The 23329-nt window shown below is 70.9% G+C and carries 24 protein-coding genes; 6 read left to right on the forward strand and 18 right to left on the reverse strand.

Annotated elements, in window-relative coordinates:
- Positions 1-55 precede the first annotated feature (55 nt).
- On the reverse strand, positions 56-2080 hold the full coding sequence (gene paaZ, locus LG391_RS26025) for a phenylacetic acid degradation bifunctional protein PaaZ (protein WP_225770968.1): 2025 nt from the start codon (positions 2078-2080) through the stop codon (positions 56-58).
- Positions 2081-2213: 133 nt separating this feature from the next.
- On the opposite strand from paaZ, the gene paaG reads away from it, so the two are divergent.
- From paaG to paaK, 3 genes are read left to right on the forward strand one after another with little or no spacing between them, the layout of a single operon-like run.
- Complete coding sequence (paaG, locus tag LG391_RS26030) at positions 2214-3002, forward strand: 2-(1,2-epoxy-1,2-dihydrophenyl)acetyl-CoA isomerase PaaG (protein WP_225770969.1); 789 nt, start codon at positions 2214-2216, stop codon at positions 3000-3002.
- Positions 2999-3451 (forward strand): hydroxyphenylacetyl-CoA thioesterase PaaI, encoded by a 453-nt coding sequence (gene paaI / locus LG391_RS26035; protein WP_225770970.1) that lies wholly within the window; start codon positions 2999-3001, stop codon positions 3449-3451. The genes paaG and paaI overlap by 4 nt, the downstream gene beginning before the upstream one ends.
- A 22-nt stretch (positions 3452-3473) precedes the next feature.
- A complete protein-coding gene (paaK, locus tag LG391_RS26040; protein ID WP_225770971.1) occupies positions 3474-4775 on the forward strand; it encodes a phenylacetate--CoA ligase PaaK in 1302 nt (433 codons plus the stop codon).
- A gap of 133 nt (positions 4776-4908) precedes the next feature.
- Here the strand turns inward: paaK and paaE are convergent, their stop codons facing one another.
- The 10 genes from paaE to LG391_RS26090 all read right to left on the reverse strand — a co-directional run bounded on the left by paaE (position 4909) and on the right by LG391_RS26090 (position 12824).
- Positions 4909-5988 (reverse strand): 1,2-phenylacetyl-CoA epoxidase subunit PaaE, encoded by a 1080-nt coding sequence (gene paaE, locus LG391_RS26045; RefSeq protein WP_225770972.1) that lies wholly within the window; start codon positions 5986-5988, stop codon positions 4909-4911.
- Complete coding sequence (gene paaD, locus LG391_RS26050; protein WP_225771254.1) at positions 5988-6476, reverse strand: 1,2-phenylacetyl-CoA epoxidase subunit PaaD; 489 nt, start codon at positions 6474-6476, stop codon at positions 5988-5990. Before paaD ends, paaE begins: the two co-directional genes overlap by 1 nt.
- Before the next feature lie 170 nt (positions 6477-6646).
- Positions 6647-7411, reverse strand: coding sequence for a 1,2-phenylacetyl-CoA epoxidase subunit PaaC (gene paaC, locus LG391_RS26055; RefSeq protein WP_225771255.1), 765 nt, complete (start codon positions 7409-7411; stop codon positions 6647-6649).
- Complete coding sequence (gene paaB, locus LG391_RS26060) at positions 7411-7698, reverse strand: 1,2-phenylacetyl-CoA epoxidase subunit PaaB (protein ID WP_138888754.1); 288 nt, start codon at positions 7696-7698, stop codon at positions 7411-7413. Before paaB ends, paaC begins: the two co-directional genes overlap by 1 nt.
- A gap of 13 nt (positions 7699-7711) precedes the next feature.
- Positions 7712-8710, reverse strand: coding sequence for a 1,2-phenylacetyl-CoA epoxidase subunit PaaA (gene paaA / locus LG391_RS26065; protein WP_225770973.1), 999 nt, complete (start codon positions 8708-8710; stop codon positions 7712-7714).
- Positions 8711-8821: 111 nt separating this feature from the next.
- Positions 8822-9688, reverse strand: a complete 867-nt coding sequence (gene paaX / locus LG391_RS26070; protein ID WP_225770974.1) for a phenylacetic acid degradation operon negative regulatory protein PaaX — start codon at positions 9686-9688, stop codon at positions 8822-8824.
- 5 nt (positions 9689-9693) lie between these two features.
- Positions 9694-10338: a TetR/AcrR family transcriptional regulator gene (locus LG391_RS26075; RefSeq protein WP_225770975.1), complete on the reverse strand. Its 645-nt coding sequence runs from the start codon at positions 10336-10338 to the stop codon at positions 9694-9696.
- Between the two features lie 81 nt (positions 10339-10419).
- The gene (locus LG391_RS26080; RefSeq protein WP_225770976.1) at positions 10420-11448 is read right to left on the reverse strand and encodes a YihY/virulence factor BrkB family protein; all 1029 of its coding nucleotides are present in this window, start codon (positions 11446-11448) and stop codon (positions 10420-10422) included.
- Between the two features lie 65 nt (positions 11449-11513).
- Complete coding sequence (locus tag LG391_RS26085; protein ID WP_225770977.1) at positions 11514-12125, reverse strand: LysE family translocator; 612 nt, start codon at positions 12123-12125, stop codon at positions 11514-11516.
- A gap of 225 nt (positions 12126-12350) precedes the next feature.
- Entirely contained in the window at positions 12351-12824 is a 474-nt protein-coding gene (locus tag LG391_RS26090) for an Lrp/AsnC family transcriptional regulator (protein ID WP_225770978.1), read from the reverse strand.
- Between the two features lie 158 nt (positions 12825-12982).
- Between LG391_RS26090 and LG391_RS26095 the strand changes: the two genes are divergently transcribed.
- From LG391_RS26095 to LG391_RS26105, 3 genes are all read left to right on the forward strand, one after another.
- Positions 12983-15073 (forward strand): transketolase C-terminal domain-containing protein, encoded by a 2091-nt coding sequence (locus LG391_RS26095; protein WP_225770979.1) that lies wholly within the window; start codon positions 12983-12985, stop codon positions 15071-15073.
- A 160-nt stretch (positions 15074-15233) separates the two neighbouring features.
- Positions 15234-15794 (forward strand): biotin/lipoyl-containing protein, encoded by a 561-nt coding sequence (locus LG391_RS26100; protein WP_225770980.1) that lies wholly within the window; start codon positions 15234-15236, stop codon positions 15792-15794.
- Entirely contained in the window at positions 15749-16612 is an 864-nt protein-coding gene (locus tag LG391_RS26105; RefSeq protein WP_225770981.1) for a 2-oxo acid dehydrogenase subunit E2, read from the forward strand. Before LG391_RS26100 ends, LG391_RS26105 begins: the two co-directional genes overlap by 46 nt.
- A 159-nt stretch (positions 16613-16771) precedes the next feature.
- Here LG391_RS26105 and LG391_RS26110 read toward each other — a convergent pair whose 3' ends face one another.
- The 7 genes from LG391_RS26110 to LG391_RS26140 form a co-directional block, all read right to left on the reverse strand.
- On the reverse strand, positions 16772-17821 hold the full coding sequence (locus tag LG391_RS26110; RefSeq protein WP_225770982.1) for an S-adenosylmethionine:tRNA ribosyltransferase-isomerase: 1050 nt from the start codon (positions 17819-17821) through the stop codon (positions 16772-16774).
- Positions 17818-18543 carry an SDR family oxidoreductase gene (locus tag LG391_RS26115; protein WP_225770983.1) on the reverse strand — a complete coding sequence of 242 codons (726 nt, stop codon included), beginning with the start codon at positions 18541-18543 and terminating at the stop codon, positions 17818-17820. The genes LG391_RS26110 and LG391_RS26115 overlap by 4 nt, the downstream gene beginning before the upstream one ends.
- Before the next feature lie 205 nt (positions 18544-18748).
- Positions 18749-19849: a 5-methyltetrahydropteroyltriglutamate--homocysteine S-methyltransferase gene (locus tag LG391_RS26120; RefSeq protein WP_225770984.1), complete on the reverse strand. Its 1101-nt coding sequence runs from the start codon at positions 19847-19849 to the stop codon at positions 18749-18751.
- 137 nt (positions 19850-19986) lie between these two features.
- Complete coding sequence (locus LG391_RS26125; protein ID WP_225770985.1) at positions 19987-20715, reverse strand: ABC transporter ATP-binding protein; 729 nt, start codon at positions 20713-20715, stop codon at positions 19987-19989.
- Complete coding sequence (locus LG391_RS26130) at positions 20708-21460, reverse strand: ABC transporter ATP-binding protein (RefSeq protein ID WP_225770986.1); 753 nt, start codon at positions 21458-21460, stop codon at positions 20708-20710. The genes LG391_RS26125 and LG391_RS26130 overlap by 8 nt, the downstream gene beginning before the upstream one ends.
- On the reverse strand, positions 21457-22467 hold the full coding sequence (locus tag LG391_RS26135; protein ID WP_225770987.1) for a branched-chain amino acid ABC transporter permease: 1011 nt from the start codon (positions 22465-22467) through the stop codon (positions 21457-21459). The genes LG391_RS26130 and LG391_RS26135 overlap by 4 nt, the downstream gene beginning before the upstream one ends.
- A complete protein-coding gene (locus LG391_RS26140) occupies positions 22464-23324 on the reverse strand; it encodes a branched-chain amino acid ABC transporter permease (protein ID WP_225770988.1) in 861 nt (286 codons plus the stop codon). The genes LG391_RS26135 and LG391_RS26140 overlap by 4 nt, the downstream gene beginning before the upstream one ends.
- Positions 23325-23329 lie beyond the last annotated feature (5 nt).

Consider the following 23329-nt stretch of genomic DNA (forward strand, 5'->3'; position numbering starts at 1 on the left):
GGCTCTGCCGTGACAACACGACGGCACGGCCGGCAATCCCGCAAAAGGCGGGATCTCAGGCCGCCGCCGGTCTGGCGCTCATGGTCAGCAGGTCGTAGCGGGCGACCGTTTCGTCATTCTGGTTGAACACCTCGACGTCCCAGCGCACCTCGCCGTATTCCGGCATGCGGGCGGCGGTCTTGCGCTTGACCGTCAGCCGCACCCGGATCGAGTCCCCGGGCGACACCGGCTTCAGGAAGCGCAGGTTGTCGAGGCCGTAATTGGCCAGCAGCGGCCCGGGCGCCGGGTCGACGAACAGGCCGGCGGCGAAGGACAGGATCAGATAGCCATGCGCCACCCGGCCGGGGAAGAACGGGTTCGCCCTGGCCGCCTCCTCATCCATATGGGCGTAGAAGGCGTCGCCGGTGAATTCGGCGAAATGCTCGATGTCCGCCAGCGTGATGGTGCGCGGCCCGGTCTCCACCGTCTCGCCGATGGTCAGCTCGTCATAGTTGCGGCGGAACGGGTGGGTGGCTGGCACCGGCGCCGGGGCGCCGTGCAGCCAGGTGCGGGTCAGGGCGGAGAGGCGGGCCGGCGATCCCTGCAGGGCGGTGCGCTGCAGGTAGTGATGCACGCCGCGGATGCCGCCCAGCTCCTCGCCGCCGCCGGCGCGGCCGGGGCCGCCATGCACCAGCCCGGGCAGGGGCGAGCCGTGGCCGGTCGATTCGCCGGCGCAGTCGCGGTCGACGATCAGGATGCGGCCATGGAACGGCGCCAGGCCGAAGACCAGGGCATCGGCCACCGCATTGTCATGGGTGAAGACCGAGGCCACCAGGCTGCCCTCGCCGCGGCGCACCAGCTCCACCGCCTGGTCCAGCCCGTCATAGGCGATCACGGTCGCCACCGGCCCGAAGGCCTCGACCGTGTGCACCTTGCGCGCCCGGGCCGGGTCGGTGCAGCGCAGCAGCACCGGGTTCATGAAGGCGCCGCCGGGGGCGTCGTTGGCAGGCTCGCCCAAGACGATCTCCGCCTCCTCCACCAGCTCGGCGATGCGGGCGCGCACGTCGTCGCGCTGGGCGGTGCTGACCAGCGGTCCCATCCGCGTGCTCTCCAGCCGCGGGTCGCCGATGGCGAGGCCGGACAGCTTCTGCGACAGGGCGGCGACGACGTCGTTCTCCAGCGCCCGCGGCACCAGGATGCGGCGGATGGCGGTGCATTTCTGACCGGCCTTCGCCGTCATCTCGCGCACCACCTCCTTGACGAACAGGTCGAACTCCGGCGTGCCCGGCGTCGCGTCCGGGCCCAGCACCGCGGCGTTCAGCGAATCCCGCTCGGCGACGAAGCGCACCGCGTTGCGCGAGATCGCCGGGTGGTTGCGCAGCTTTTCCGAGGTCTCGATCGACCCGGTGAAGGCCACCAGGTCCTGGCCGGTCAGGTGGTCCAGCAGGTCGCCGGCGCCGCCGGCCACGAATTGCAGGCTGCCCGCGGGCAGGATGCCGGACTCGGTGATCAGCTTCACCAGCGCTTCGGCGACATAGGCGGTGGCCGAGGCCGGCTTGGTGATCACCGGCACCCCGGCCAGGATCGCCGGCGCCAGCTTCTCCAAGAGGCCCCAGCACGGGAAGTTGAAGGCGTTGATGTGCACGGCGACGCCGGTCAGCGGTGTCAGCACGTGGACGCCGACGAAGCTGCCGCCCTTGGACAGGCGCTCGACTCCATCCTCCAGCAGGAAGCGCTCGCTCGGCAGCTCGCGCCGCCCGCGCGAGGCATAGGCGAACAGGGTGCCGATGCCGCCGTCGATGTCGATCAGGTTGTCGCGCTTCGTGGCGCCGGTGTCGGCGGCGAGGGCATAGAGCGGCTCCTTGCGCTCGGACAGGTACAGCGCCAGCGCCTTCAGCATGTCGGCGCGCCGGTGGAAGGTCAGCCGGCGCAGCGCCGGGCCGCCGACCTCTCGGGCATGGCCGACCATCGCCGCGAAGTCCAGGCCGCGGCTCGACAGCCGGGCCACCACCCGGCCGTCGATGGCGCTGGCGATGTCGGCCAACCCCTCGGTCGGGGCGATCCAGCGGTCCTCGGCGTAGTTCTGCAGGATGGCGGTCATGGCGTCCTCCCAATGCCCCGGCCTCGGCGTCGGTTGGCGATTGACAGGCCGGGTCTCGGGCCTAAGAATTAACCGACCGATCGTTCAATTCAAGAGGCCCGGCGCAACCGGCCCTGCTGGAGGAGGATGCCCCGTGGAGCCAACGGTTCTGGTCGACCGCCGTGACGGCTGGAGCGTCCTGACGCTCAACCGCCCGGACCGGCTGAATTCCTTCAATGAGGAGATGCACCGCGCCTTGGCCGAAGCGCTGACCGGGGTCGAGGCCGATGCCGGCTGCCGGGCGGTGCTGCTGACCGGGGCGGGGCGCGGCTTCTGTGCCGGGCAGGATCTGAACGACCGCGCCACCAGCGGCCAGGCGCCCGATCTCGGCGCCACGCTGGAGGGGATGTACAACCCGCTGATCCGCCGCCTGCGGGCCTTGCCGAAGCCGGTGGTCTGTGCCGTCAACGGCGTCGCCGCCGGGGCTGGGGCCAACATCGCCCTGGCCTGCGACATCGTGCTGGCCGCGCGCTCCGCCAGGTTCATCCAGTCCTTCGCCAAGATCGGCCTGGTGCCCGATTCCGGCGGCACCTATGTGCTGCCGCGGCTGGTCGGCGCCGCCCGCGCTCGCGGCCTGGCGCTCTTGGCCGAGCCGCTGCCGGCGGAGAAGGCGGAGGAATGGGGCCTGATCTGGAAGGCGGTGGACGACGGGGCGCTGATGATGGAGGCCGAGGCGCTGACCGCCCACCTGGCGTCCCAGCCGACCCAGGGTCTGGCGTTGATCAAGCAGGCGCTCGATGCATCGGCCGACAACAGCCTCGACGCCCAGCTCGACCTCGAGCGCGACCTGCAGCGCCGGGCCGGGCGCACACCGGATTATGCCGAGGGCGTGCGAGCCTTCATCGAGAAGCGGCCGGCCAGGTTCACGGGGCGGGCGGAATGAAGGCGACGACAGGGGCCGAGGCCGAGGCGGTCGCGAAGGCCGCGGCCGAAACGATGTGGCGCGACGACGGCGCCAGCCGGGCGCTGGGCATGGAGATCCTGGAGGTCGGACCCGGGCGGGCCAGGCTGGCCATGACCATCCGGCCGGACATGACCAACGGCCACGGCACGGCCCATGGCGGCTTCATCTTCACCCTGGCGGATTCGGCCTTCGCCTTCGCCTGCAACTCCGGCGGAGAGCGCACGGTGGCGGCGCATTGCAGCATCACCTTCCTGCGCCCCGGTGCGCTCGGCGACCGCCTGGTGGCGACGGCACGGGAGGTGTCGCGCTCCGGCCGCTCGGGCCTCTACGACGTCAGCGTCGCGGTCGGCGAGACGGTGATCGCCGAGTTCCGCGGCCATTCCCGAACCGTCGGCGGCTCGTTCATCGACCGGGCGACAGAAGACTAAGAAGCAGCACGGGGAGGAGACGATGACGGAGATCCCGGGGCTGGATGCGGCCGAACGGGCCTCGCGCGACGAGATCATGGCGCTGCAGCGCGAACGTCTGTCCTGGACGCTGCGCCACGCCTACGACAACGTCCCGCATTACCGCCGGGCCTTCGATGCCGCCGGCGTGCACCCGTCCGATTTCCGCGACCTGCTGGATCTGGCGAGGTTCCCCTTCACCACCAAGCAGGACCTGCGCGACGCCTATCCCTTCGGCATGTTCGCAGTGCCGCGCGAGCGCATCGCCCGTATCCACGGCTCTTCCGGCACCACCGGCAAGCCGATCGTGGTCGGCTACACCCGGGCCGATCTCGACATGTGGGCGGAGGTCATGGCGCGCTCGATCCGCGCCGCCGGCGGCCGGTCCGGCATGATGGTGCATGTCGCCTATGGCTACGGCCTGTTCACCGGGGGCTTGGGCGCCCATTACGGGGCGGAGCGGCTGGGCTGCACCGTGGTGCCGATGTCGGGCGGCATGACCGAGCGCCAGGTCCAGCTGATCACCGATTTCCGGCCCGACATCATCATGGTGACGCCCAGCTACGCGCTGGCGATTCTCGACGGCTTCCGGGCCCGGGGGCTGGACCCGCGCGACAGCTCGCTGCGCTTCGGCATCTTCGGGGCGGAGCCCTGGACCAACGCGATGCGGCAGGAGATCGAGCAGGCCTTCGCCCTCGACGCCACCGACATCTACGGCCTGTCGGAGGTGATCGGCCCCGGCGTCGCCCAGGAATGCGTCGAGACCAAGGACGGGCTGCATGTCTGGGAGGACCATTTCCTGCCGGAGGTGATCGACCCCGAGACCGGCACGGTGCTGCCGGACGGCGAGATCGGCGAGCTGGTCTTCACCTCCCTGACCAAGGAAGCCTTCCCGGTCATCCGCTACCGCACGCGGGACCTGACCCGCCTGCTGCCCGGCTCTGCCCGGCCGGGCATGCGGCGGATGGAGAAGGTGACCGGCCGTTCCGACGACATGATCATCCTGCGCGGCGTCAACGTCTTCCCGACCCAGATCGAGGAGGCGCTGCTGGCCTGCGACTGGTGCGGCGGCCACTTTCTCATCGAACTGAGCCGCCCCGGGCGGCTCGATGAGATGACGGTGCTGACGGAGGCGCGGCCGGAGCATTGGGACGGCGCCGGCCTGACCGTGGCGGCCGAGCGGCTGACGCTGCGGATCAAGGACACGGTCGGGGTCTCCGCCCGGGTGGTGATCCAGCCCCCCGGCACGATCGAACGCTCCGCCGGCAAGGCGAAGCGGGTGATCGACAGGCGGCCGAAGGGGTGAGCTGGCGGACAATGCCCCCTTTTCTGTCATGCCCGGGCTTGACCCGGGCATCCAGGAAATGCCGAGGCCGTTCTGGATGGCCCCTGGATTGCCGGGTCAAGTCCGGCAATGACAACGAAGAAGGCGGGCCACCTCACACCTGGTCGTAGTCCACCACCACCCGGTCGGTCCTCGGATGCGACTGGCAGGTCAGGATGAAGCCGGCCTCGAGCTCCCAGGGCTCCAGCGAGTAGTTCAGGTCCATCGCCGCCTCGCCTTCGACCAGCCTGGCCCGGCAGGTCGAGCACATGCCGCCCTTGCAGGCATAGGGCAGGTCCATGCCGGCGCGCAGGGCCGCGTCCAGAATGCTCTCGCCGTCCGCCACCGGCACCTCGCGGCGCTTGCCGTCGACGGTCAGCACGGCGGTGCGGCTCGGCGCGTCGGGGGCAGGGGCTACGGGTTTCGGCCGCGGCCGGCCGCCGAGGGCGGAGACGAACAGCTCGACATGCACCTTTTCGGGTGCCACGCCCAGCTCGGTCAGCACCGCCTGGATCTCGCGGCTCATGCCTTCCGGCCCGCAGAGATAGACCTCGTCGACCGCCTCGGCCGGCACCACCAGACGCAGCAGGCGCCGCGCCTTGTCGCCGTCCAGCCGGCCGGAGAGGACCGGCAGGGCCTGCTCCTCCTGCGACAGCACGTGGAACACCGAGAGCCGGCCGAGGAAGCGGTCCTTCAGCTCCTCCAGCGCCTCGCGGAACAGGATCTCGCCGGTGGAGCGGTTGCCGTAGAACAGGAAGAAGCGGCTCTCCGGCTCGCGCGCCAGCACGCCGCGCAGGATCGACAGCACCGGGGTGATGCCCGACCCGGCGGCGAAGCCGACATGAATCCGTGGCTGCTCGGAAATGCCGGATGCGCCGAAGCGGCCGGTCGGGGTCATCACCTCGATCGCGTCGCCGGGCGTCAGCATGCGGTTGACCCAGTCGGAGAACACGCCGCCTTCGACCCGCTTCACCGCGATCCGCAACTCGCCGTCATCGGGGCCGGAGCAGATCGAGTAGGAGCGGCGCAGATCCTCGCCGTCGACGGTGGCGCGCAGGGTCAGGTACTGGCCGGGCGTGAACCGGTAGTCGTCGGCGAGCGTGCCCGGCACGTCGAAGGCGATCGAGACCGCGTCGGCGGTCTCGCGCCGCACGTCCTGGACCGTCAGGCGATGGAAGCGCGGCGTGGCGGACATCAGTGGCACTTGAAATAGTCGAACGGCTCGCGGCAGTCGGTGCAGCGCCACAGCGCCTTGCAGGAGGTCGAGCCGAACTCCGACAGCCGCTCGGTCCGGGCCGAGCCGCAATGCGGGCAGGGCACGGATTCGGCTCCGAACAGGGCGCGCCGACCGGCGCCGTCCTGCGGCGGGGCCACGCCGTATTCGGCCAGCTTGCGGCGGCCTTCCGGCGTCAGCCAGGCGGTGGTCCAGGCCGGCGACAGCACGGTGCGCACCCGGGCGCCGCCGATGCCCGCTCGCTCCAGCGCCAGCCCGATCTCCAGCGCGATGACGCTCATCGCCGGGCAGCCGGAATAGGTCGGGGTGATCGCCACCTCGACCTGACCATTCCGCACCGTCACGTCGCGCAACACGCCGAGATCGGCGATGGTCAGCACCGGCAGCTCCGGGTCGACCACCGCGGCCGCGGCTTCCCGGGCGCGCCGGCGAAGAGTGTCCGAGTCCAGTTCTTTGCGTTGCCTCTCCCGCGTGGCGGGAGAGGTCGGGCTCGCGGAGCGAGACCGGGTGAGGGCTGGCACCGGCCTCGACAAACTCCCCTCACCCGGAGTCGCTGGCGCGGCTCCGACCTCTCCCGCAAGCGGGAGAGGCAACGCATAAGCCTGGTCCGTCTGCCTGCTCACCACGTCGCCCCCGGATAGGTCCGCTGCAGATATTGCAGCTCGCTCAGCAGATGGCCGAGATGTTCGCTGTGCCGGCCGTCGCGGCCGCCGCGCTGGGACCAACCGGCGGGCGGGGCGGCCAGGGTCGCCTCGGCCAGCACCGTGGCCACCGTGCGCGACCAGGCCTCGCGCAGGCTCTCGGGATCGACCGCGACGCCCTGGGCGATCAGCCCACGCTCGGCCTCGTCCGGCAGGAAGATCTCGCCGGTGTAGGGCCACAGCTCCTCCACCGCCGCCTGCGTCCGGGCGTGGCTCTCCTCGGTGCCGTCGCCGAGGCGGATCACCCATTCGGCGGCATGGCGCAGGTGATAGGCGCTCTCCTTCTCCGACTTCGCAGCGATCGCCGCCAGGGTCGGGTCGGTCGAGGCGATCATCGCCCGCCAATAGGGATCGGCGAAGGCGGAATAGAACAGCTGGCGGACGATGGTGCGGGCGAAGTCGCCATTCGGCTGCTCGACCAGCAGCAGGTTGCGGTACTGCCGCACGTCGCGCAGATAGGCGTAGCGGTCCTCGTCGTTGCCCGCCGCCTCGACCTCGGCGGCGTAGCCGTAGAGGGCGCGGGCCTGGCCGATCAGGTCCAGCCCGATATTGGCCAGGGCCATGTCCTCTTCCATCATCGGTGCGTGGCCGCACCATTCCGACAGGCGATGGCCCAGGATCAGGGCGTCGTCGGCCCGCGCCAGGGCGTAGCGGACCAGCGGCGTCTCGGCGACGGTGATCATCACATGTGCCCGATCTCGTCGGGCACGTCATAGAAGGTCGGGTGGCGGTAGATCTTGCTGGCCGCCGGCTCGAACATCATGCCCTTGTCGGCGGGGTCTGACGCGGTGATGGCGTTGGACGGCACCACCCAGATCGACAGCCCCTCGCCGCGGCGGGTGTAGAGGTCACGCGCCGCCTGCAGCGCCATGGTCGGGTCCGCCGCGTGCAGCGACCCGACATGCTTGTGCGCCAGCCCGTTGCGGCTGCGGATGAAGACTTCCCAGAGGGGGAAATTCTGCGTCGTCATGGCGTCTCCTCCCTCAGGCCGCCGCCCGGGCGCGGCGCTTTTCGGCATGGGCCAGCGCCGCCTCTCGCACCCAGGCGCCGTCGTCATGCGCCTTGCGGCGCGCGGCCATCCGGTCGCGGTTGCACGGGCCGTTGCCGGCCAGCACCCGCTTGAACTCCTCCCAGTCGATCGGCCCGTGCCGCCAATGCCCGGTCTCCTCGTCGAAGCGCAGCTCCGGGTCGGGCGGGAACAGGCCGATGAACCGGGCCTGCGGCACGGTGGCGTCGATGAACTTCTGGCGCAGCTCGTCGTTGGAGAAGCGCTTGATCTTCCACTTCATCGAGGTGTCGCTGTGCTGGCTGGCCGAATCCGGCGGGCCGAACATCATCAGGCAGGGCCACCACCAGCGGTCCAGCGCGTCCTGCGCCATCGCCTTCTGCTCCGGCGTGCCACGGGCCAGGGTGACCATGATCTCGTAGCCCTGGCGCTGGTGAAAGCTCTCCTCCTTGCACACCCGGATCATGGCGCGGGCGTAAGGCCCGTAGGAGCAGCGGCACAGCGGGATCTGGTTCATGATCGCGGCGCCGTCGACCAGCCAGCCGATGGCGCCGATATCGGCCCAGGTCAGGGTCGGATAGTTGAAGATCGAGGAGTACTTGGCGCGGCCGGTCAGCAGCTGGTCCACCAGCTCCTCCCGCGCCGTGCCCAGCGTCTCGGCGGCGGCGTAAAGGTACAGGCCGTGGCCGCACTCGTCCTGCACCTTGGCCAGCAGGGCCGCCTTGCGCCGCAGCGTCGGCGCCCGGGTGATCCAGTTGCCCTCCGGCAGCATGCCGACGATCTCGGAATGGGCGTGCTGGGAGATCTGGCGGGTCAGGGTCTTGCGGTAGGCCTCGGGCATCCAGTCGTTCGGCTCGATCCGCTCCTCGGCATCGATCCGCTCCTGGAACCGGGCGGCGAGGGCGGCGTCCTCGACCGGCCCCTTGGCGCTTGGGCGGGCAGCCTGATCGGCGGCGTTGAGGGCCTGCGTGTACATGGGCGTCCTCCCTGACCTTGATCCGATCATATGTCACAGAAATATAGGTAGTCAACAATTTTGGTAACATATCGTAGGTTGGGTTCGCCGTGGCGAACCCAACCTACGATACTATCGGAACCGGGCGTGCAGCTCCGGGCCGGGCGGGGGCAGGGGGCCGGCTTCGGCCTGGCCGTTCGCATCGAGCCAGCGCTCGGAGGCCGGCAGCAGCCGGTGGTAGAGGTCGGCGCAGAGGGCGCGGGCGGCGGTGCCGGGCCAGTCCGGCGGCAGCAGGTCGGCGGGCAGCACCGGGTCGCGCAGCACGATGCGGCGCCAGGCATGGATCAGCAGGATGCGGGCGATGAAGCTGTCCTGGTCGGACAGCGTGCCGCCCGCCGCCAGCGCTGTCCGCAGCGGCTCGAACTCCGCCAGGAAGCGGCGATAGGCGGCGGCCGTCTGGTCCAGCGGCCAGCTCTGGGCCGCCAGCCGGCGCCGGGTTCCGGCGTCGGCCGAGGCGTCCAGGCGCAGCGCGTCTCCCGCTTCCGGCGGAACCGCCGTGCCGGCCGGCGCCACCCAGACGCCCGGCGCGGCGCTGCCGAAGCCGGCCGCCTGCAGCGCCGTCCGCGTGGCCTCCCGGTCGCCTCCGTTGCCGGCCAGCACCAGCACGAAGCCGCTGCCGGGCGGCGGCGGATGGGCATTGTAGATGTGCTCGGTGGCGGTGCGGAACGTCTCACGCCCGCGCTCGGCCAGACGATAGAAGCTGTTGCGGCCGACCCGGCTGCGCTCCAGCCAGCCATCGGCGGCCAGCCGCGACATCGCCGTGCGCACCACGCCGTCGCCGATGTCGATCGCGTGCAGGAAGGCGGACAGGGTGCCCAACCACAGCGACCCGCCGCGCGGCGCGATGGCGTCGCCATAGACGGTGATGATGATCGACCAGGTGCGCGACGGCTCGGCCTTCAGGCCCTCCAGGATCCGGCGCAGGGCGGTGCGGGGCATGAGGCTCAGGCGGTCTCCATCCGCCGGCGGAGCGCGGCCTTGCCCTCCACCGCCGCCACGGCGTCCGCGGCGCCGGACAGCACCAGCTCGGTCGCGAGCCGGGCATAGTCGGCGCGGCTCAGCCCCTTGCCTTCACGGAACCAGAGATAGTGCCAGTTCAGCATGCCGAACAGCGACATGGTCAGCGGCATCAGCAGCGTGCGGTCGGATCCGACCTGCGGCACCGCCGCGGCCAGCGCCTCGGCGAAGATCCGTACCAGGGTCCGCTCCATCTCCTTCAGCTGCTCCTGCTGCTCCGGCGGCAGCAGCTTCAGGCTGGTGATCTGCACCTGGTGCTCGGCATCGGCGTCGCGATAGGCGTCGAGCAGCGCGGCGACGATCGCGTGCAGCCGTTCGCGCGCGCTGGCGGGGGCGGCGGCCGCCTCCTCGACCACCGCGACCAGGGTCGACAGATGGTCGGCCAGGATGTCGAACAGCACCGCGTCCTTGTCGCGGTAATAGTGGTACAGCAGCGCCTTCGAGATGCCGCAGGCCTCGGCGATCTTGGTGATCGAGGCGCCGGTGAAGCCGTGCCGGGCGAACAGCTCCGCCGTCCGATGCAGGATCGCCCGCCGTTTCTCGTCGTAATCATGGGCGCGGGTGCGGGCCATGACCTCCGGTCCGTCTCAGATGTCGGTGGAATCAGACTCGGCGTGTCGCGGCCGCAGATCAAGAATTCTCTGAACGCTCGATCAATGAATTCCCGAGGCATCGCCGTCGGAGGGGCGATCCTGGCCCGAGGGCTCCCCGCGCCACGGCTTCGTCTTCCCCAGCGTGTCGGCCATCACCGCGCCGCGCCGGCCCATCGGCTTGTCGCCGTCGACCGTGCTGTCGCGGGCGGTCTGGTGCTCCGTCTCCGCGTTCAGCTCGGCGCCGATCAGGAACACGACGGTCGACAGCCAGATCCAGGTCAGGAAGCCGACCACGGCCCCGAGCGAGCCGTAGGTCGCGTCATAGCTGCCGAAACGGGCGACGTACCAGGAGAACAGCATCGACCCGCCGATCCAGACCAGGGCCGCGACCGCGCTGCCCCAGCTGATCCATTGCCAGCGGGGCTGGCGGCGGCTCGGGCCGAACCGGTACAGCAGCGACAGCCCGACGATCGTCAGCGCCAGCAGCGCCGGCCAGCGCAGCAGCCAGACCAGCGTGCCGGCCACCGATCCGAGGCCGACGAAGTTGAGGACGACCGGCACGACCACGACGCCGACCAGGGCCAGGACGACGAAGACCAGGGCGAGGGCAGTGAACAGCAGCGAGACGGCGTTCAGGCGGAAGAAGCCGCGCTTCTCGGTCTCGTCATAGACGACGTTCAGGGCATCGAACAGCGCCTTCATTCCCGCATTGGCGCTCCACAACGAGATGGCGAGGCTGGCGAAGAAGGCCAGCCCCAGGGCCGGGCGGGGCTGGCTGGCGATGCGATGCAGCTGGCCGCCGATCACCTCCATCCCGCCGCTCGGCAGGATGAAGGCCAGCTCGGCGACGTTCCGCTCGACCGTGGCGGGATCGGCCATGAATCCGTACAGCGACACGATCACGCCGATTGCGGGGAACAGGGCCAGAAGGGCGTAGTAGGCGACCCCGGCGGCGAGGGCGAAGATGCGGTCGTCGTCGATCTCCGCCCAGACCCGCCACAGGATGTCCAGCCAGCCGCGCCGCGGGATCTCGACCGGCGAACGCGCATAGCGGCCGTGCCTGTCCTCCGTCGACGGCGGCGTCGTCATCGGGCTCCCCAACCGATACCGGACCTCTCAGTCGAACGGTGGGGAGAGCGGAGGCGTTCCGCCGGCTACCGCTCGGTCAGGGCCAGCTTGGCGCCGAGGGCGACGAAGGCGGCGGCGAAGCTGCGGCGCAGCCAGGCCATCACCCGCGGGCGCGTGATCACGTGGTCGCGCATCGCGGCGGCGAACAGGCCGTAGACGGCGAAGACCAGGAAGGTCATCAGCATGAACACACTGCTCAGCTCCAGCATCCGGGCCAGTGGCTGGGCCTCGCCGGCGCTGACGAACTGCGGCAGGAAGGCGACGAAGAAGATCGACAGCTTCGGGTTCAGGATGTTGATCAGGATCGCGGTCACGGTGACCTGCAGCGCCGACCGGCCGCCGGCCTGCTTCTCCACCGTCAGCGCCCCGTGCTCGCGCAGCGTGGTCCAGGCCATCCACAGGAGATAGGCGACGCCGAGATACTTGAAGATCTCGAAGGCCAGGGCGCTGGCGTGCAGCAGCGCCGCCAGCCCCAGGATCGCGGCCGCCAGATGCGGCACGATGCCGAGGGTGCAGCCGAAGGCGGCGACGACGCTGGCGCGCGACCCGCGGGTCAGCCCGGCCGCGATGGTGAAGAGCGCGCCGGTGCCGGGCGAGGCGACGATGATGAACGAGGTGATCAGGAACTCGATGCTCACGCTGGCGCTCCTCCCGTCGGTCTGCGGCCGCCACGATGCCTCGGAGCCAGCGGGCGAGCAAGGGCGACGCGGATAGTCCGGAGCCACCCCCTCACCCGAAATCGCTGCGCGATTTCGACCTCTCCCCAAGGAGAGGTAAAGGGGGACGGCCTTGTTTTCCCTCTCCTCGGGGAGAGGGAGGGGCCCGTCGCGTTGGCGACGGGAGGGTGAGGGGGCGGCTCCGCCTCAGACCGGGATCGCCACGCTGTTCTTGATCTCGCGCAGCGCGAAGTTCGAGCTGATGTGCTGCACCGCCGGGCTGGTGAACACCACCTCCTTCAGGAATCTCTCGTAGTCCAGCGGGCTGCGGGTGACGATCCGCAGGATGTAGTCGGCCGAGCCGGTCATCGAATAGAACTCCAGCACCTCCGGCCGCTCGGCGATCTTGCGCTCGAAGGCCTCGATCTGCTCGCCGTCATGCTTGGCCAGGGTGACATGGGCGAAGGCGGTCTCGCCGTAGCCCAGCCGGGCCGGATCGACCCGGGCGACGTAGTCCTTGATCACGCCGCGCTCCTCCAGCGCCTTCAGCCGCCGCCAGGTCGGCGAGGTCGACAGGCCGACCGCGTCGGCCAGCTCCTGCACGCTCTGTCGGGCGTTCCGCTGCAGCGCCGCCAGGATGGCGCGCTCGAACCGGTCCAGCTCTTCGGCACCCGTGGGCATGAAACCTCCGCAATCTCCTTGATCCGGGAAAATCATACCTCAGATCAGATGGTGCTGCGCCTACATCGGCAAAACTTTTCCCCGATCCCGGCGCATCCTTTGCCTGGAGATGCGCGCTTCGCGCGTCCCGGTCGGAAACCCAGCGGAAGGACGACCCGGTGACCGCTCTCGCCTATCAGCAGCCCCGCCTCCTGGCGAACGCGCCCGACCCCGGCTTCGACTGGCGCCGCGTCGCCCACCTCCTGCACCTCTCCCGCGCCCTGGACGCGCTGGAGGAGACGGTGCTGGCGCCGCAGAAGAAGGTGCTCTACCAGTTCTCCGCCCGCGGCCACGACCTGGCGCAGATCCTGCTGGGCACCCGGCTGACCGATCCCCGGGACGCCGTCTCGGGCTATTACCGCTCCCGGCCGATCCTGCTGACTCTCGGCGTCGACCTTGTCGACGCGCTCGGCTCCGCCATGGCGCGCGACGGGGGCTATTCCGCCGGCCGCGACATCGGCGTGGTGTTCAACTTCCCGAACTCGGCCGGCCCCTCGGCGCTGCCGATGTGCGGCGGGGTCGGCACCCAGTACACCCCGGCCGCCGGCTGGGCCCAGGCGCTGGAATACGGCCGCACCGTTCTGCACGATCCGGCCTGCGACCACGCCATCGCCGTGGTGCTGGGCGGCGACGCCTCGGTCGCCACCAACGGCTTCTGGTCGGCGCTGACCATCGCCGCCACCCAACGCCTGCCGGTGCTGTTCCTGATCGAGGACAACGGCTACGGCATCTCGGTGCCGTCGCGGTTCCAGACCCCGGGTGGCGACATCGCCGCCAATCTCGCCAGCTTCCGCGGCCTGCACATTCTGGCCGGCGACGGCACCGACCCGGCGGAGGCGGCGCGTCTGGCCGACGCCGCCGTCGCCCATGTCCGCGGCCGCAAGGGCCCGTGCCTGCTGCGGCTCAGCGTGCCGCGGCTGGAGGGCCACAGTTTCCAGGATACCCAGGCCTACAAGCCGGCCGAGACCGTGGCGGCGGAATGGGCCCGCGACCCGCTGCCCAAGCTGAGGCAGTTCCTGGTCCCGGCCGTCATGGAGGCGGCGGAGTGGGACGCGCTCGCCGCCGAAGCCGAGGCGCAGGTCGAGGCGGCCCGGGCCCGGGCCGAGGCGCGCCCCGCCCCCGACGCGGCGGTGGTGACGCGCCATGTCTTCTTCGAGGGCGAGCCGCAGGCGATGGGGGGCTTGCGCAGCCTGGGCATCGTCCCGGCCGCCGGCAGCGAGACCCCGCGGCCGGAGGGGCCGCGGATCAACATGGTCACCGCCATCCGCCGCACCCTGGACCATGAGCTGTCGGTCAATCCGCGCATGGTGGTGCTGGGCGAGGACATCGGGCCGAAGGGCGGTGTCCATGCCGTGACGCTGGGACTGCAGGAGAAGTTCGGCGCCGCCCGGGTGATGGACACCAGCCTGTCGGAGGAGGGCATCGTCGGCCGCGCCGTCGGCATGGCGCTGGCCGGGCTGCTGCCGGTGCCGGAGATCCAGTTCCGCAAATACGCCGACCCGGCGGTGGAGCAGATCAACGATTGCGGCACGATGCGCTGGCGCACCAGCAACCGCTTCGCCGCGCCGATGGTGCTGCGCATGCCGGTCGGCTTCCTGAAATGCGGCGACCCCTGGCACAGCCAGACCAACGAGGTGCAGTTCGTGCACGCGCCGGGCTGGAAGGTGGCGGCGCCGTCCAACGCCGAGGACGCGGTCGGGCTGCTGCGGGCGGCTTTGCGCGGCGACGACCCGGTGATGTTCCTGGAGCACCGCGCCATGCTCGACGCCGCCTGGGCGCGGCGGCCCTATCCCGGCGACGATTACGTCCTGCCCTTCGGCCGGGCCCGGACCACGATGGAGGGCCGGGACCTCACCATCGTCACCTGGGGCGCCATGGTCGAGCGGGCGGAGGAGGCGGCGCGGAGCAGCGGCCGGTCGGTCGAGGTGATCGACCTGCGCACGCTGATGCCGTGGGACAGCGCGGCGGTGCTGGCCTCGGTGGCGCGCACCCGGCGCTGCCTGATCGTGCATGAGGATCTGCGCACCGGCGGCTTCGGGGCGGAGATCGCGGCGGTGGTGGCGGACCAGGCGTTCCTGGACCTCGACGCCCCGGTGGCGCGGCTGACCATGCCGGACATCCCCAGCCCGCACAGCCCGGTGCTGCTGGAGGCCGCGGTGCCGTCGGTCGAGCGGATCCGGGACAAGATCGTCGAGCTGACCGGGTTCTAAGAGCTGATGCCGGCCATCTTTCCCAGATTGTCATGCCCGGGCTTGACCCGGGCATCCAGAGGATGTCGAGGCCCACTGGATTGCCGGGTCAAGCCCGGCAATGACAGCAAGGGGAATGCCTCGACTGCTCAGAAGGCAACCGGACAGCAGCGGGGCTGAAATGGCCGACATCATCGAGGCGACCACGGTCGACGTGCTCGCGCCGGTCCAGCAGGAAGGCACCAAGGCGGCGGTGCGGGGCTGGCTCGCGGCCGTGGGCGACACGGTACGCGAGGGCGACCCGCTGGTGGAGTTGGAGACCGACAAGGTCACGGTCGAGGTCCCGGCTCCGGCCTCCGGCATGCTGGCCGAGATCCTGATCCCGGTGGGACAGGATGCGGCGCCGGGCGCGGTGCTGGGGCGGATCGGGACCGAAGCGGGCAGGGAGCGATCTTTCTTAGTCCCCCCTCCCCTTGCGGGAGGGGGGCGGGAGGAGTCTGCGCGCGTCCGCGCGCGAGAGCCGGCGACCTCGATGCGTTTACCCAACCCGCCATCAACTCCAGCGGAGACAACCCCCTCCCCCTACCCCCCTCCCGCGAGGCGAGGGACTCGGATGGGGCGAGCAGGAGAGGCGGAGAGGCATCCCCGAATAGGTCCATCGCCGAGTTCGACCCGGCCCTCCGCCTGTCGCCTTCGGTGCGCAAGCTGCTGGTCGAGACCGGGCTGGATCCCGCCGGACTGACCGGCAGCGGCAAGGACGGGCGGCTGACGCGCCAGGATGTCGAGCAGGAGGTCGCCCGTCGGCAGGCTCGGCCGGCCGCGCCGCCGGCCGAGGCGAAGCCGGCATCCGGTGCCGTCCGCTCCCGCCGCATCCCGCACGATGCCATGCGCCGGCGCATCGCCGAGCACATGGCGCACTCGGTCGCCGCGGCGCCGCATGTCACCGCCGTGTTCGAGGCCGATTTCGGCGCCGTGCTGGCGCATCGTCAGGCGCACAAGGCGGCGTTCGAGCGCCAGGGCGTGGCCCTGACCGTCACCGCCTATCTGGTCCAGGCCTGCGTCGCGGCGATGAAGGCGGTGCCCACGGTCAACAGCCGCTGGCACGACGACGCGCTTGAGGTGTTCGACGACGTCAATATCGGCATCGGCACCGCGCTTGGGGACAAAGGCCTCGTGGTGCCCGTGGTGCACCGGGCGCAGTCGCTGTCGCTGCTCGGCATCGCCGCGCGGCTGCAGGAGGCGACGGCCTTGGCGCGTTCCGGAAAGCTGGCGCCGGCCGACGTCCAGGGCGGCACCTTCACCATCTCGAACCACGGCGTCTCCGGCTCGCTTCTGGCCGCGCCGATCATCATCAACCAGCCGCAGGTCGCGATCCTCGGCGTCGGCAAGGTCGAGAAGCGGGTGGTGGTGCGCGAGGTGAACGGCGCCGACGCCATGCTGATCCGGCCGATGGCCTATGTCTCGCTGACCATCGACCACCGCGCCCTGGATGGCGCCCAGACCAACGCCTGGCTGACCCGCTTCGTCGAGACCATCGAGACCTGGCCGCTGGTGGACTGACGGCACGGCCGGAGCCACCCCTCACCCGAAATCGCCATCGCGATTTCGACCTCTCCCCAGGGGAGAGGTAAAGCAAGCCTGGGTCTGATATCCCTCTCCTCGGGGAGAGGGAGGGGCCCGGCGCGAAGCGACGGGAGGGTGAGGGGGAGAGCCGGCGGCTCAGGCCGCGACCGACCCTGCCGCCCGGGCCAGTCGCTCGATCAGCATCACATCCCCGAACTCATGGCCGCGATAGCCCTCGGCAGCGAGAACGGCCGGCAGCCCCTCCAGCACCCCGTCCGGGGCGAAGGCCCGCAGCAGCTCGAAATGGCTCTCGCCCGGCTGGTGCATGCCGGTGAGCAGGGCATCGACCACGCGCAGCCGCGTGCCGGGCCCGATGCGGTTGGTCGCGATGCCGTCGCCGGCCCGGACCGCGCCGTCGGGCTCGGCCGCGGCTTCGAGGGCACGGACCACGGTGGTGCCGATGGCGACGACGCGGCCGCCCGCCGCCTTCGTCCGGGCGATCACCGCGGCGGTCCCCTCGGGGATCCGGTAAGGCTCGTCGAAGGGCAGGCGGCGGTCGAGCGCCGGGTCGCCGGTCGAGGAGATGCCGGCGGCATGGGTCAGCGTGGCGAAGCTGACGCCGCGCCGGCGCCAGGCGGCGAGCAGCGCCCAGTCCAGCGCGAAGCCGGCCGAGGGCGGCTCGAACGCCACCGGGGCGGCGGCGATGCGGGTCCAGACGTCCCACAGCGCCAGCGGCGCCGGCACATGGGCGTACTGGATCGGCTTTCCGTGCCGTGCCAGCCCGGCCAGGATCCTGTCGCGCCGGCCCAGGAAGCGCAGCCGGACCAGCTGCGGATGATCCAGGCGGCGCTCGACCACGGCATTCAGCGGGCCGAGCGAGAGATGGTCGCCGGCCGCAAGCGGCGGCGGCGCCGGCCGGTCCTCGGTGCGGGTGCGGTGGTCGCCGGCGCCGAAGGCGACGGCAACGAAGCGGGTCGGATCGCCGGCCGCGACCCAGCCGGCCAGCCGCACCTCGATCGGCCGGCCGCTGGCGGCATGGAGGCCGTGCAGGCTCGCCGGCAGGGTCGCGGCGTCGTTGGCGACGACGAGGTCGCCTGGCGCCAGCAGCGTCGCCAGGGCCGCGCGCGGCAGATGTCGGGCCTGGCCCTCGGTATTGATGGCGCAGAGCCGGACGGCCGGCCGGTCGGCGCGGTCGGCGGCGATCATGCGGATTCCCCGACCCGCTGGTCCGCGGCGCGGGCCGGCAGGGCGGCCAGCACGGCCTGCACGATCTCCGAGGCGGAGAGCTCGGGCAGCTTCAGGGTCGAGGGATCGGCGTCGGGCACGGCCAAGGCGTGCAGCGGCGTGTCCATGTCGCCGGGGTCGATCGACAGGAAGCGCACGCCCTCGGCCTTGGCCTCCTCGGCCCAGATCGCGGTCAGGTGGCGCAGCCCGGCCTTGCTGGCGCCGTAGGCGCCCCAGCCGGCATAGGCGCTCACGGCCGCGTCGCTGGAGATGTTGACCACCACCGCGCCGCGGCCTTGGCGGGCGGAGGCGGCAAGGGCGCCGAACAGCGCCTTGGTCAGCCGGAACGGCCCGACCAGATTGACCGCCAGCGCCTGCTCCAACTCCTCGCACTCGGTGTCGGCCAGGAGCGCGAGCGGGACCGGACCGAGGCTGGAGGCGTTGTTGATCAGCACGTCGAGCCCGCCCAGCCCGGCGGTGACCTGCAGCGCGATCGGGTGGATGTCCTCCTTGCGGCCGACATCGCCGATGATGCCCTGGGCGCCGGTCTCCCGCGCCGTGCGGCCCACGGCCTCGGCGCCGCGGGCGACGAAGGCAACCCGCGCGCCCATCGCGGTCAACAGCCGCACCAGGGCGAGGCCGAGCCCGGAGGTGCCGCCGGAGACCGCCACGCGCAGCCGCCGCAGATCGGTGTCGATAGACATGATGGATGCTCCTCTCGTCGGGAGCCTCCATCGGTACAAATTCAAGTGCAGTTCAGGTCAAGGGGATTTTGCAAGAACTGACTTTGACAATCTTGAGCCGTCATGGCGAGCCCCGAAGGGGCGTGGCCATCCAGGGCGGCTCGCACCGGCCTCTGGATGGCCACGTCGGCTTCGCCTCCTCGCCCCATGACGGTGAGGGAGTGACTTACCCCCAAACCTCCCTTGCGATCTCCACGATCATCGCCAGCTTGGCCCATTGCTCGTCCTCGGCCAGGACGTTGCCCTCCTCGGTGCTGGCGAAGCCGCATTGCGGGCTGAGGCACAGCTGGTCCAGGTCGACGAATTTCGCTGCCTCGTCGATCCGGCGCTTGATGTCGTCCTTCTTCTCCAGGGTGCCGGTCTTGGAGGTCACCAACCCCAGCACCACGGTCTTGCCCTTGGGCAGGAAGCGCAGCGGCTCGAACCCGCCGGCGCGCTCGGTGTCCCATTCCATGAAATAGCCGTCGGCGCCGATCTCGTTGAACAGCCGTTCCGCCACCGGCTCGTAGCCGCCCGAGGCGATGAAGGTGGAGCGGAAATTGCCGCGGCAGAGATGCATGGTGATGGTCATGTCCTTCGGCCGCCCGGCGATGGCGGCGTTCAGCATGCCGGCATAGATCGCCGGCTGCTTCACCGGGTCGTCGCCGCGCTCGGCCAGCATCCGCCGCTGCTCCGGGTCGCAGAGATAGGCGAAGCTCACGTCGTCCAACTGCAAGTAGCGGCAGCCCTCGGCGGCGAAGGCGGCGACCGCGCCGGCATAGGCCCGGCCGAGATCGGCGTAGAACGCCTCCATCTCCGGATAGACCGCGGCGTCGATCACCTGCCGCCCGCCGCGATAGTGCAGCATGCTGGGCGACGGGATAGTCATCTTCGGTACCCGGCCGGTGTTCGCCTTCAGGAACCGGAAATGCTCCAGCATCGGGTGGCCGGAAAAGCCCAGCTTGCCCTTGACGCGGATGCCCTTCGGCTTCAGCTGGGTGCCCTGGAACTGCACGCCATGATCGGCCCAGTAGCCCTCGACGCCGTCGAGGTGCTCCAGGAAGTCGAAATGCCAGAAGGCGCGGCGGAACTCGCCGTCGGTGACGGCCTGCAGGCCGATCTCCTCCTGCCGGCGGATGATCTTGCGGATCTCCTGGTCCTCGACCGCGCGCAGCTCGCCGGCGCTGATCGCGCCTTGCTCGTGCTGGGCGCGGGCGGCCTTCAGGGGCGCGGTGCGCAGCAGGCTGCCGACCATGTCGGCACGGAACGGCGGAGTCTGGCGCGGCATGAGATGGTCCTCCTCAGATGGCAGTTTTCTTGAACTGTCATCCTCGGGCTTGACCCGAGGATCCAGGGGCCGCCAGAGCGGATCTCTGTGGCCCTGGATTGCCGGGTCAAGCCCGGCAATGACAATGAAGAGAGATGCTACGACGCAGCATGGATTGATCCCTTGCGGGTCACGCCGAGATGGCGGGTCAGGGCGGCCTCGTCGGCCTTGAGGGCGGCGCTGGGCGCGGCGTGGACGATCGCGCCGCGCTCCAGGATCACCGCCTGGTCGGTGACCGACAGGATCTTCTGGGCATGCTGCTCGACTACGACAGCCGCGACGCCCTCGTCGCGCAGGATCCGCTTCAGCGCGGCCAGAAGCTCCTCGACGATGATCGGCGCCAGGCCCTCGGTCGGCTCGTCCAGCAGCAGCAGCTTCGGATTCAGCATCAAAGCGCGGGCGATGGCCAGCATCTGCTGCTCGCCGCCCGACAGCTGGCTGCCCAGATTGCCGCGCCGCTCCTTCAGCCGCGGGAACAGGGCATAGGCGCGCTCCGGCGTCCACGGGCCGGGCCGGGCCACCGCGGTCATGTTCTCCTCGACCGTCAGCGACCTGAAGATGTTGCGCTCCTGCGGCACCCAGCCGATCCCGGCCAGCGCCCGGTCTTCCGGCCGCGCCCGGGTCAGGTCGCGGCCGGCCAGACTGACGGTGCCGGCGAAGCGGCGGGTGACGCCGATGATGCTGTTCAGCAGCGTGGTCTTGCCGGTGCCGTTGCGGCCCAGCAGGGCCAGCGCCTCGCCCTCGGCCAGGGTCAGCGACACGCCGGAGACGACGACGGCCTCGCCATACCCGGCGATCAGGTCGCGCAAAGCGAGGAGCTCAGCCATCCACCGCCTCCCCGAGATAGACGGCGCGGACCCGGCTGTCGGCAGCGATGGCGTCGGGCGGGCCTTCGGTCAGCAGGGCGCCGTTGACCAGCACCGAGATGCGGTCGGCGAAGCTGAACACCAGGTCCATGTCGTGCTCGATCAGCAGCACCGAGACATCCGGCGGCAGCTCGGCGATGGTGGCCAGCAGCTCGTGCCGCTCCGCCTCCGGCACGCCGGCGGCCGGCTCGTCCAGCAGCAGCACGCGCGGCCGGCAGGCGAAGGCGGTGGCGATCTCCAGCAGGCGCTGCTTGCCATAGGCCAGGGTGGCGGTGCGCGCCTGCAGCACGTCGGTCAGGCGGAAGCGCTCGGCGACGGCCAGGATCTCGTCCAGCACCTCGGCCTTGCCGCCGGCCACCCGCCACCAGTCGCCGCCGCGGCCCAGGCGCTCGGCCACGGCGAGGCCGATGGTGTCGAGCGGCGTGATCTCCGGAAACAGCTGGTTGATCTGGAAGGTGCGGGCCAGGCCGCGGCGGACGCGCAGATGCGGCTTCAGCCCGGTGATGTCCTCGCCGCCCAGCAGCACCCGGCCGCCGCTCGGGGCCAGCACGCCGGTCAGCAGGTTGACGAAGGTGGTCTTGCCCGCACCGTTCGGGCCGATCAGCGCGTGCCGGGCGCCAACCTCGATCCTGAGCGACACGTCGTTGGTGGCGACGAGGCCGCCGAAGCGCTTCCGCAGGCCGATGGTCTCGAGCGCCGCGGTCATCGCCCGCCTCCGACGCGGGAGAGGAGAGAGGCGAGGGGGCGGCGGACGCCCTGCACCAGCCGGTCGCGCCCGACCAGCACCAGCAGCACCAGGAAGGCGCCGAGCCAGAAGGACCAGTATTGCGGCGTCAGGCCGGCGATCCAGTCCTGCAGGAAGCGGAACAGCACCGCGCCGATCGGCCCGCCATAGAGGGTGCCGGCGCCGCCGATCACCAGCACCAGCAGCACATCGGCCGAGCGGTGGAAGTCGAACACGTCGAGCGAGACGAACTGCGTCGTCTGCGCCAGCAGCGCCCCGGCCACCGCGGCATAGGCGGCCGACAGCGTGTAGACGCCGACCAGCCGCCGCGCCACCGGCACGCCGACCGCGGCGGCGCGCAGCCGGTTGTCGCGGATCGCCTGCAGCGACAGGCCGAAGGGCGAATGCACCAGCCGCCGGGCGAACAGGAACAGCCCGAACAGCACGGCGAGGCTGTAAGCGTAGGCGGTGGTGCCGAACAGGTCGAACTCGAACCGGCCCAGGATCGGGCCGACGATCATGCCGTTCAGCCCGTCGGCCCCGCCGGTCAGCCCGGCCGCCTGGTTGGCGATCTCGAACAGCAGCAGCGACACGCCGAGCGTCACCATCAGCCGGGTGAGGTCGCTGCCGCGCAGCACCAGGAAACCGGTGGCGAAGCCCAGCACCGCCCCGGCGATCGCGGCGGCCACGAGGCCCAGCAGCGGCTCGCCGGCGACATGGATGGTCAGCAGGCCGGCGACATAGGCGCCGAGGCCGAAGAAGGCGGCATGGCCGAGCGAGACGATGCCGGCATAGCCCAGGATCAGGTCGAGCGAGAGGGCGAACAGCGCCAGGATCGCGATCTCGTTCAGGATCAGATGCTGGTCCGGCAGCAGGAACAGCGCGGCCAGCGCCGCCAGCCAGAACACCGCCTCCGGCCAGCGCCAGCGCGCGCGAGACGCGGCCGGAGAGAGCCGCGCGGCTTCGGAGGGCAGCGGGGCGGCAGTCATCGGCTTCCTCCGCGGGCGAACAGCCCCTGCGGCCGCAGCCGCAGCACCAGGATCATCACCGTGTAGATGACGAAGGATCCGAAGGCGGGGACGTAGTACTTGCCGGCGACGTCGGCGATGCCGAGCAGCAGCGCCGCCACGAACGGCCCGGTCAGGCTGGTGGTGCCGCCGACCGTGACCACGATCAGGAAATAGATCATGTATTTCAGCGGAAAGGTCGGGTCGACGCCCAGGATCTCCGCCCCCAGCGCGCCGCCGAGCCCGGCGAGGCCGCTGCCGGCGGCGAAGGTGACGGCGAAGACGGCGTCGACCCGGATGCCCAGGCCGCGCGCCGCCCGCGGGTCGTCGACCGCGGCGCGCAGCCGGCTGCCGAAGCGGGTGCGGGCCAGCACCCCTTGCAGCGCCAGCACCAGCACGCCGCAGACGGCGATGATCAGGGCCCGGTAGATGCCGATGCCGACGCCCAGCACCTCGACCCGGCCGCGCAGGTAATCGGGCAGCTGGATGATCTGCTGCTCCGACCCCATCAGATAGTCGGCGGCGGCCACCGCCATGAACACGATCCCGATCGAGAACAGCACCTGGTCCAGCGGGCTGCGGCTGTACAGCTGCCGGTACAGCGTGCGCTCCAGCACCAGCCCGACCGCCGCCGCGGCCAGGAAGGCCGCCGGCAGGCACAGGAAGAACGGCACCTGCCAGCGGCTCATCAGGGTCGCGGTGACATAGCCGCCGAGCATGGCGAAGGCGCCGTGCGCCAGGTTGATGAAGTTCATCAGCCCCAGCGTCACCGACAGGCCGCAGGCCAGCACGAACAGCAGCATGCCGTAGGCGATGCCGTCGAACAGGATCGTCGCCATGGCGG

This window comes from Inquilinus sp. Marseille-Q2685 (assembly GCF_916619195.1).
GTDB lineage: Bacteria > Pseudomonadota > Alphaproteobacteria > DSM-16000 > Inquilinaceae > Inquilinus.

Bases quoted from the DNA above. Each gene is read 5' to 3' on its own strand.
- LG391_RS26100 (WP_225770980.1), top strand. From the start codon at position 15,234: ATGGCCGACATCATCGAGGCGACCACGGTCGACGTGCTCGCGCCGGTC.
- LG391_RS26130 (WP_225770986.1), bottom strand. From the start codon at position 21,460: ATGACCGCGGCGCTCGAGACCATCGGCCTGCGGAAGCGCTTCGGCGGC.
- paaI (WP_225770970.1), top strand. From the start codon at position 2,999: ATGAAGGCGACGACAGGGGCCGAGGCCGAGGCGGTCGCGAAGGCCGCG.
- paaK (WP_225770971.1), top strand. From the start codon at position 3,474: ATGACGGAGATCCCGGGGCTGGATGCGGCCGAACGGGCCTCGCGCGAC.
- paaZ (WP_225770968.1), bottom strand. From the start codon at position 2,080: ATGACCGCCATCCTGCAGAACTACGCCGAGGACCGCTGGATCGCCCCG.
- LG391_RS26075 (WP_225770975.1), bottom strand. From the start codon at position 10,338: ATGGCCCGCACCCGCGCCCATGATTACGACGAGAAACGGCGGGCGATC.
- LG391_RS26125 (WP_225770985.1), bottom strand. From the start codon at position 20,715: ATGGCTGAGCTCCTCGCTTTGCGCGACCTGATCGCCGGGTATGGCGAG.
- paaB (WP_138888754.1), bottom strand. From the start codon at position 7,698: ATGACGACGCAGAATTTCCCCCTCTGGGAAGTCTTCATCCGCAGCCGC.
- paaX (WP_225770974.1), bottom strand. From the start codon at position 9,688: ATGCCCCGCACCGCCCTGCGCCGGATCCTGGAGGGCCTGAAGGCCGAG.
- LG391_RS26090 (WP_225770978.1), bottom strand. From the start codon at position 12,824: ATGCCCACGGGTGCCGAAGAGCTGGACCGGTTCGAGCGCGCCATCCTG.
- paaE (WP_225770972.1), bottom strand. From the start codon at position 5,988: ATGTCCGCCACGCCGCGCTTCCATCGCCTGACGGTCCAGGACGTGCGG.
- LG391_RS26120 (WP_225770984.1), bottom strand. From the start codon at position 19,849: ATGCCGCGCCAGACTCCGCCGTTCCGTGCCGACATGGTCGGCAGCCTG.
- paaA (WP_225770973.1), bottom strand. From the start codon at position 8,710: ATGTACACGCAGGCCCTCAACGCCGCCGATCAGGCTGCCCGCCCAAGC.
- LG391_RS26135 (WP_225770987.1), bottom strand. From the start codon at position 22,467: ATGACTGCCGCCCCGCTGCCCTCCGAAGCCGCGCGGCTCTCTCCGGCC.
- LG391_RS26110 (WP_225770982.1), bottom strand. From the start codon at position 17,821: ATGATCGCCGCCGACCGCGCCGACCGGCCGGCCGTCCGGCTCTGCGCC.
- LG391_RS26115 (WP_225770983.1), bottom strand. From the start codon at position 18,543: ATGTCTATCGACACCGATCTGCGGCGGCTGCGCGTGGCGGTCTCCGGC.
- LG391_RS26140 (WP_225770988.1), bottom strand. From the start codon at position 23,324: ATGGCGACGATCCTGTTCGACGGCATCGCCTACGGCATGCTGCTGTTC.
- LG391_RS26080 (WP_225770976.1), bottom strand. From the start codon at position 11,448: ATGACGACGCCGCCGTCGACGGAGGACAGGCACGGCCGCTATGCGCGT.
- paaC (WP_225771255.1), bottom strand. From the start codon at position 7,411: ATGATCACCGTCGCCGAGACGCCGCTGGTCCGCTACGCCCTGGCGCGG.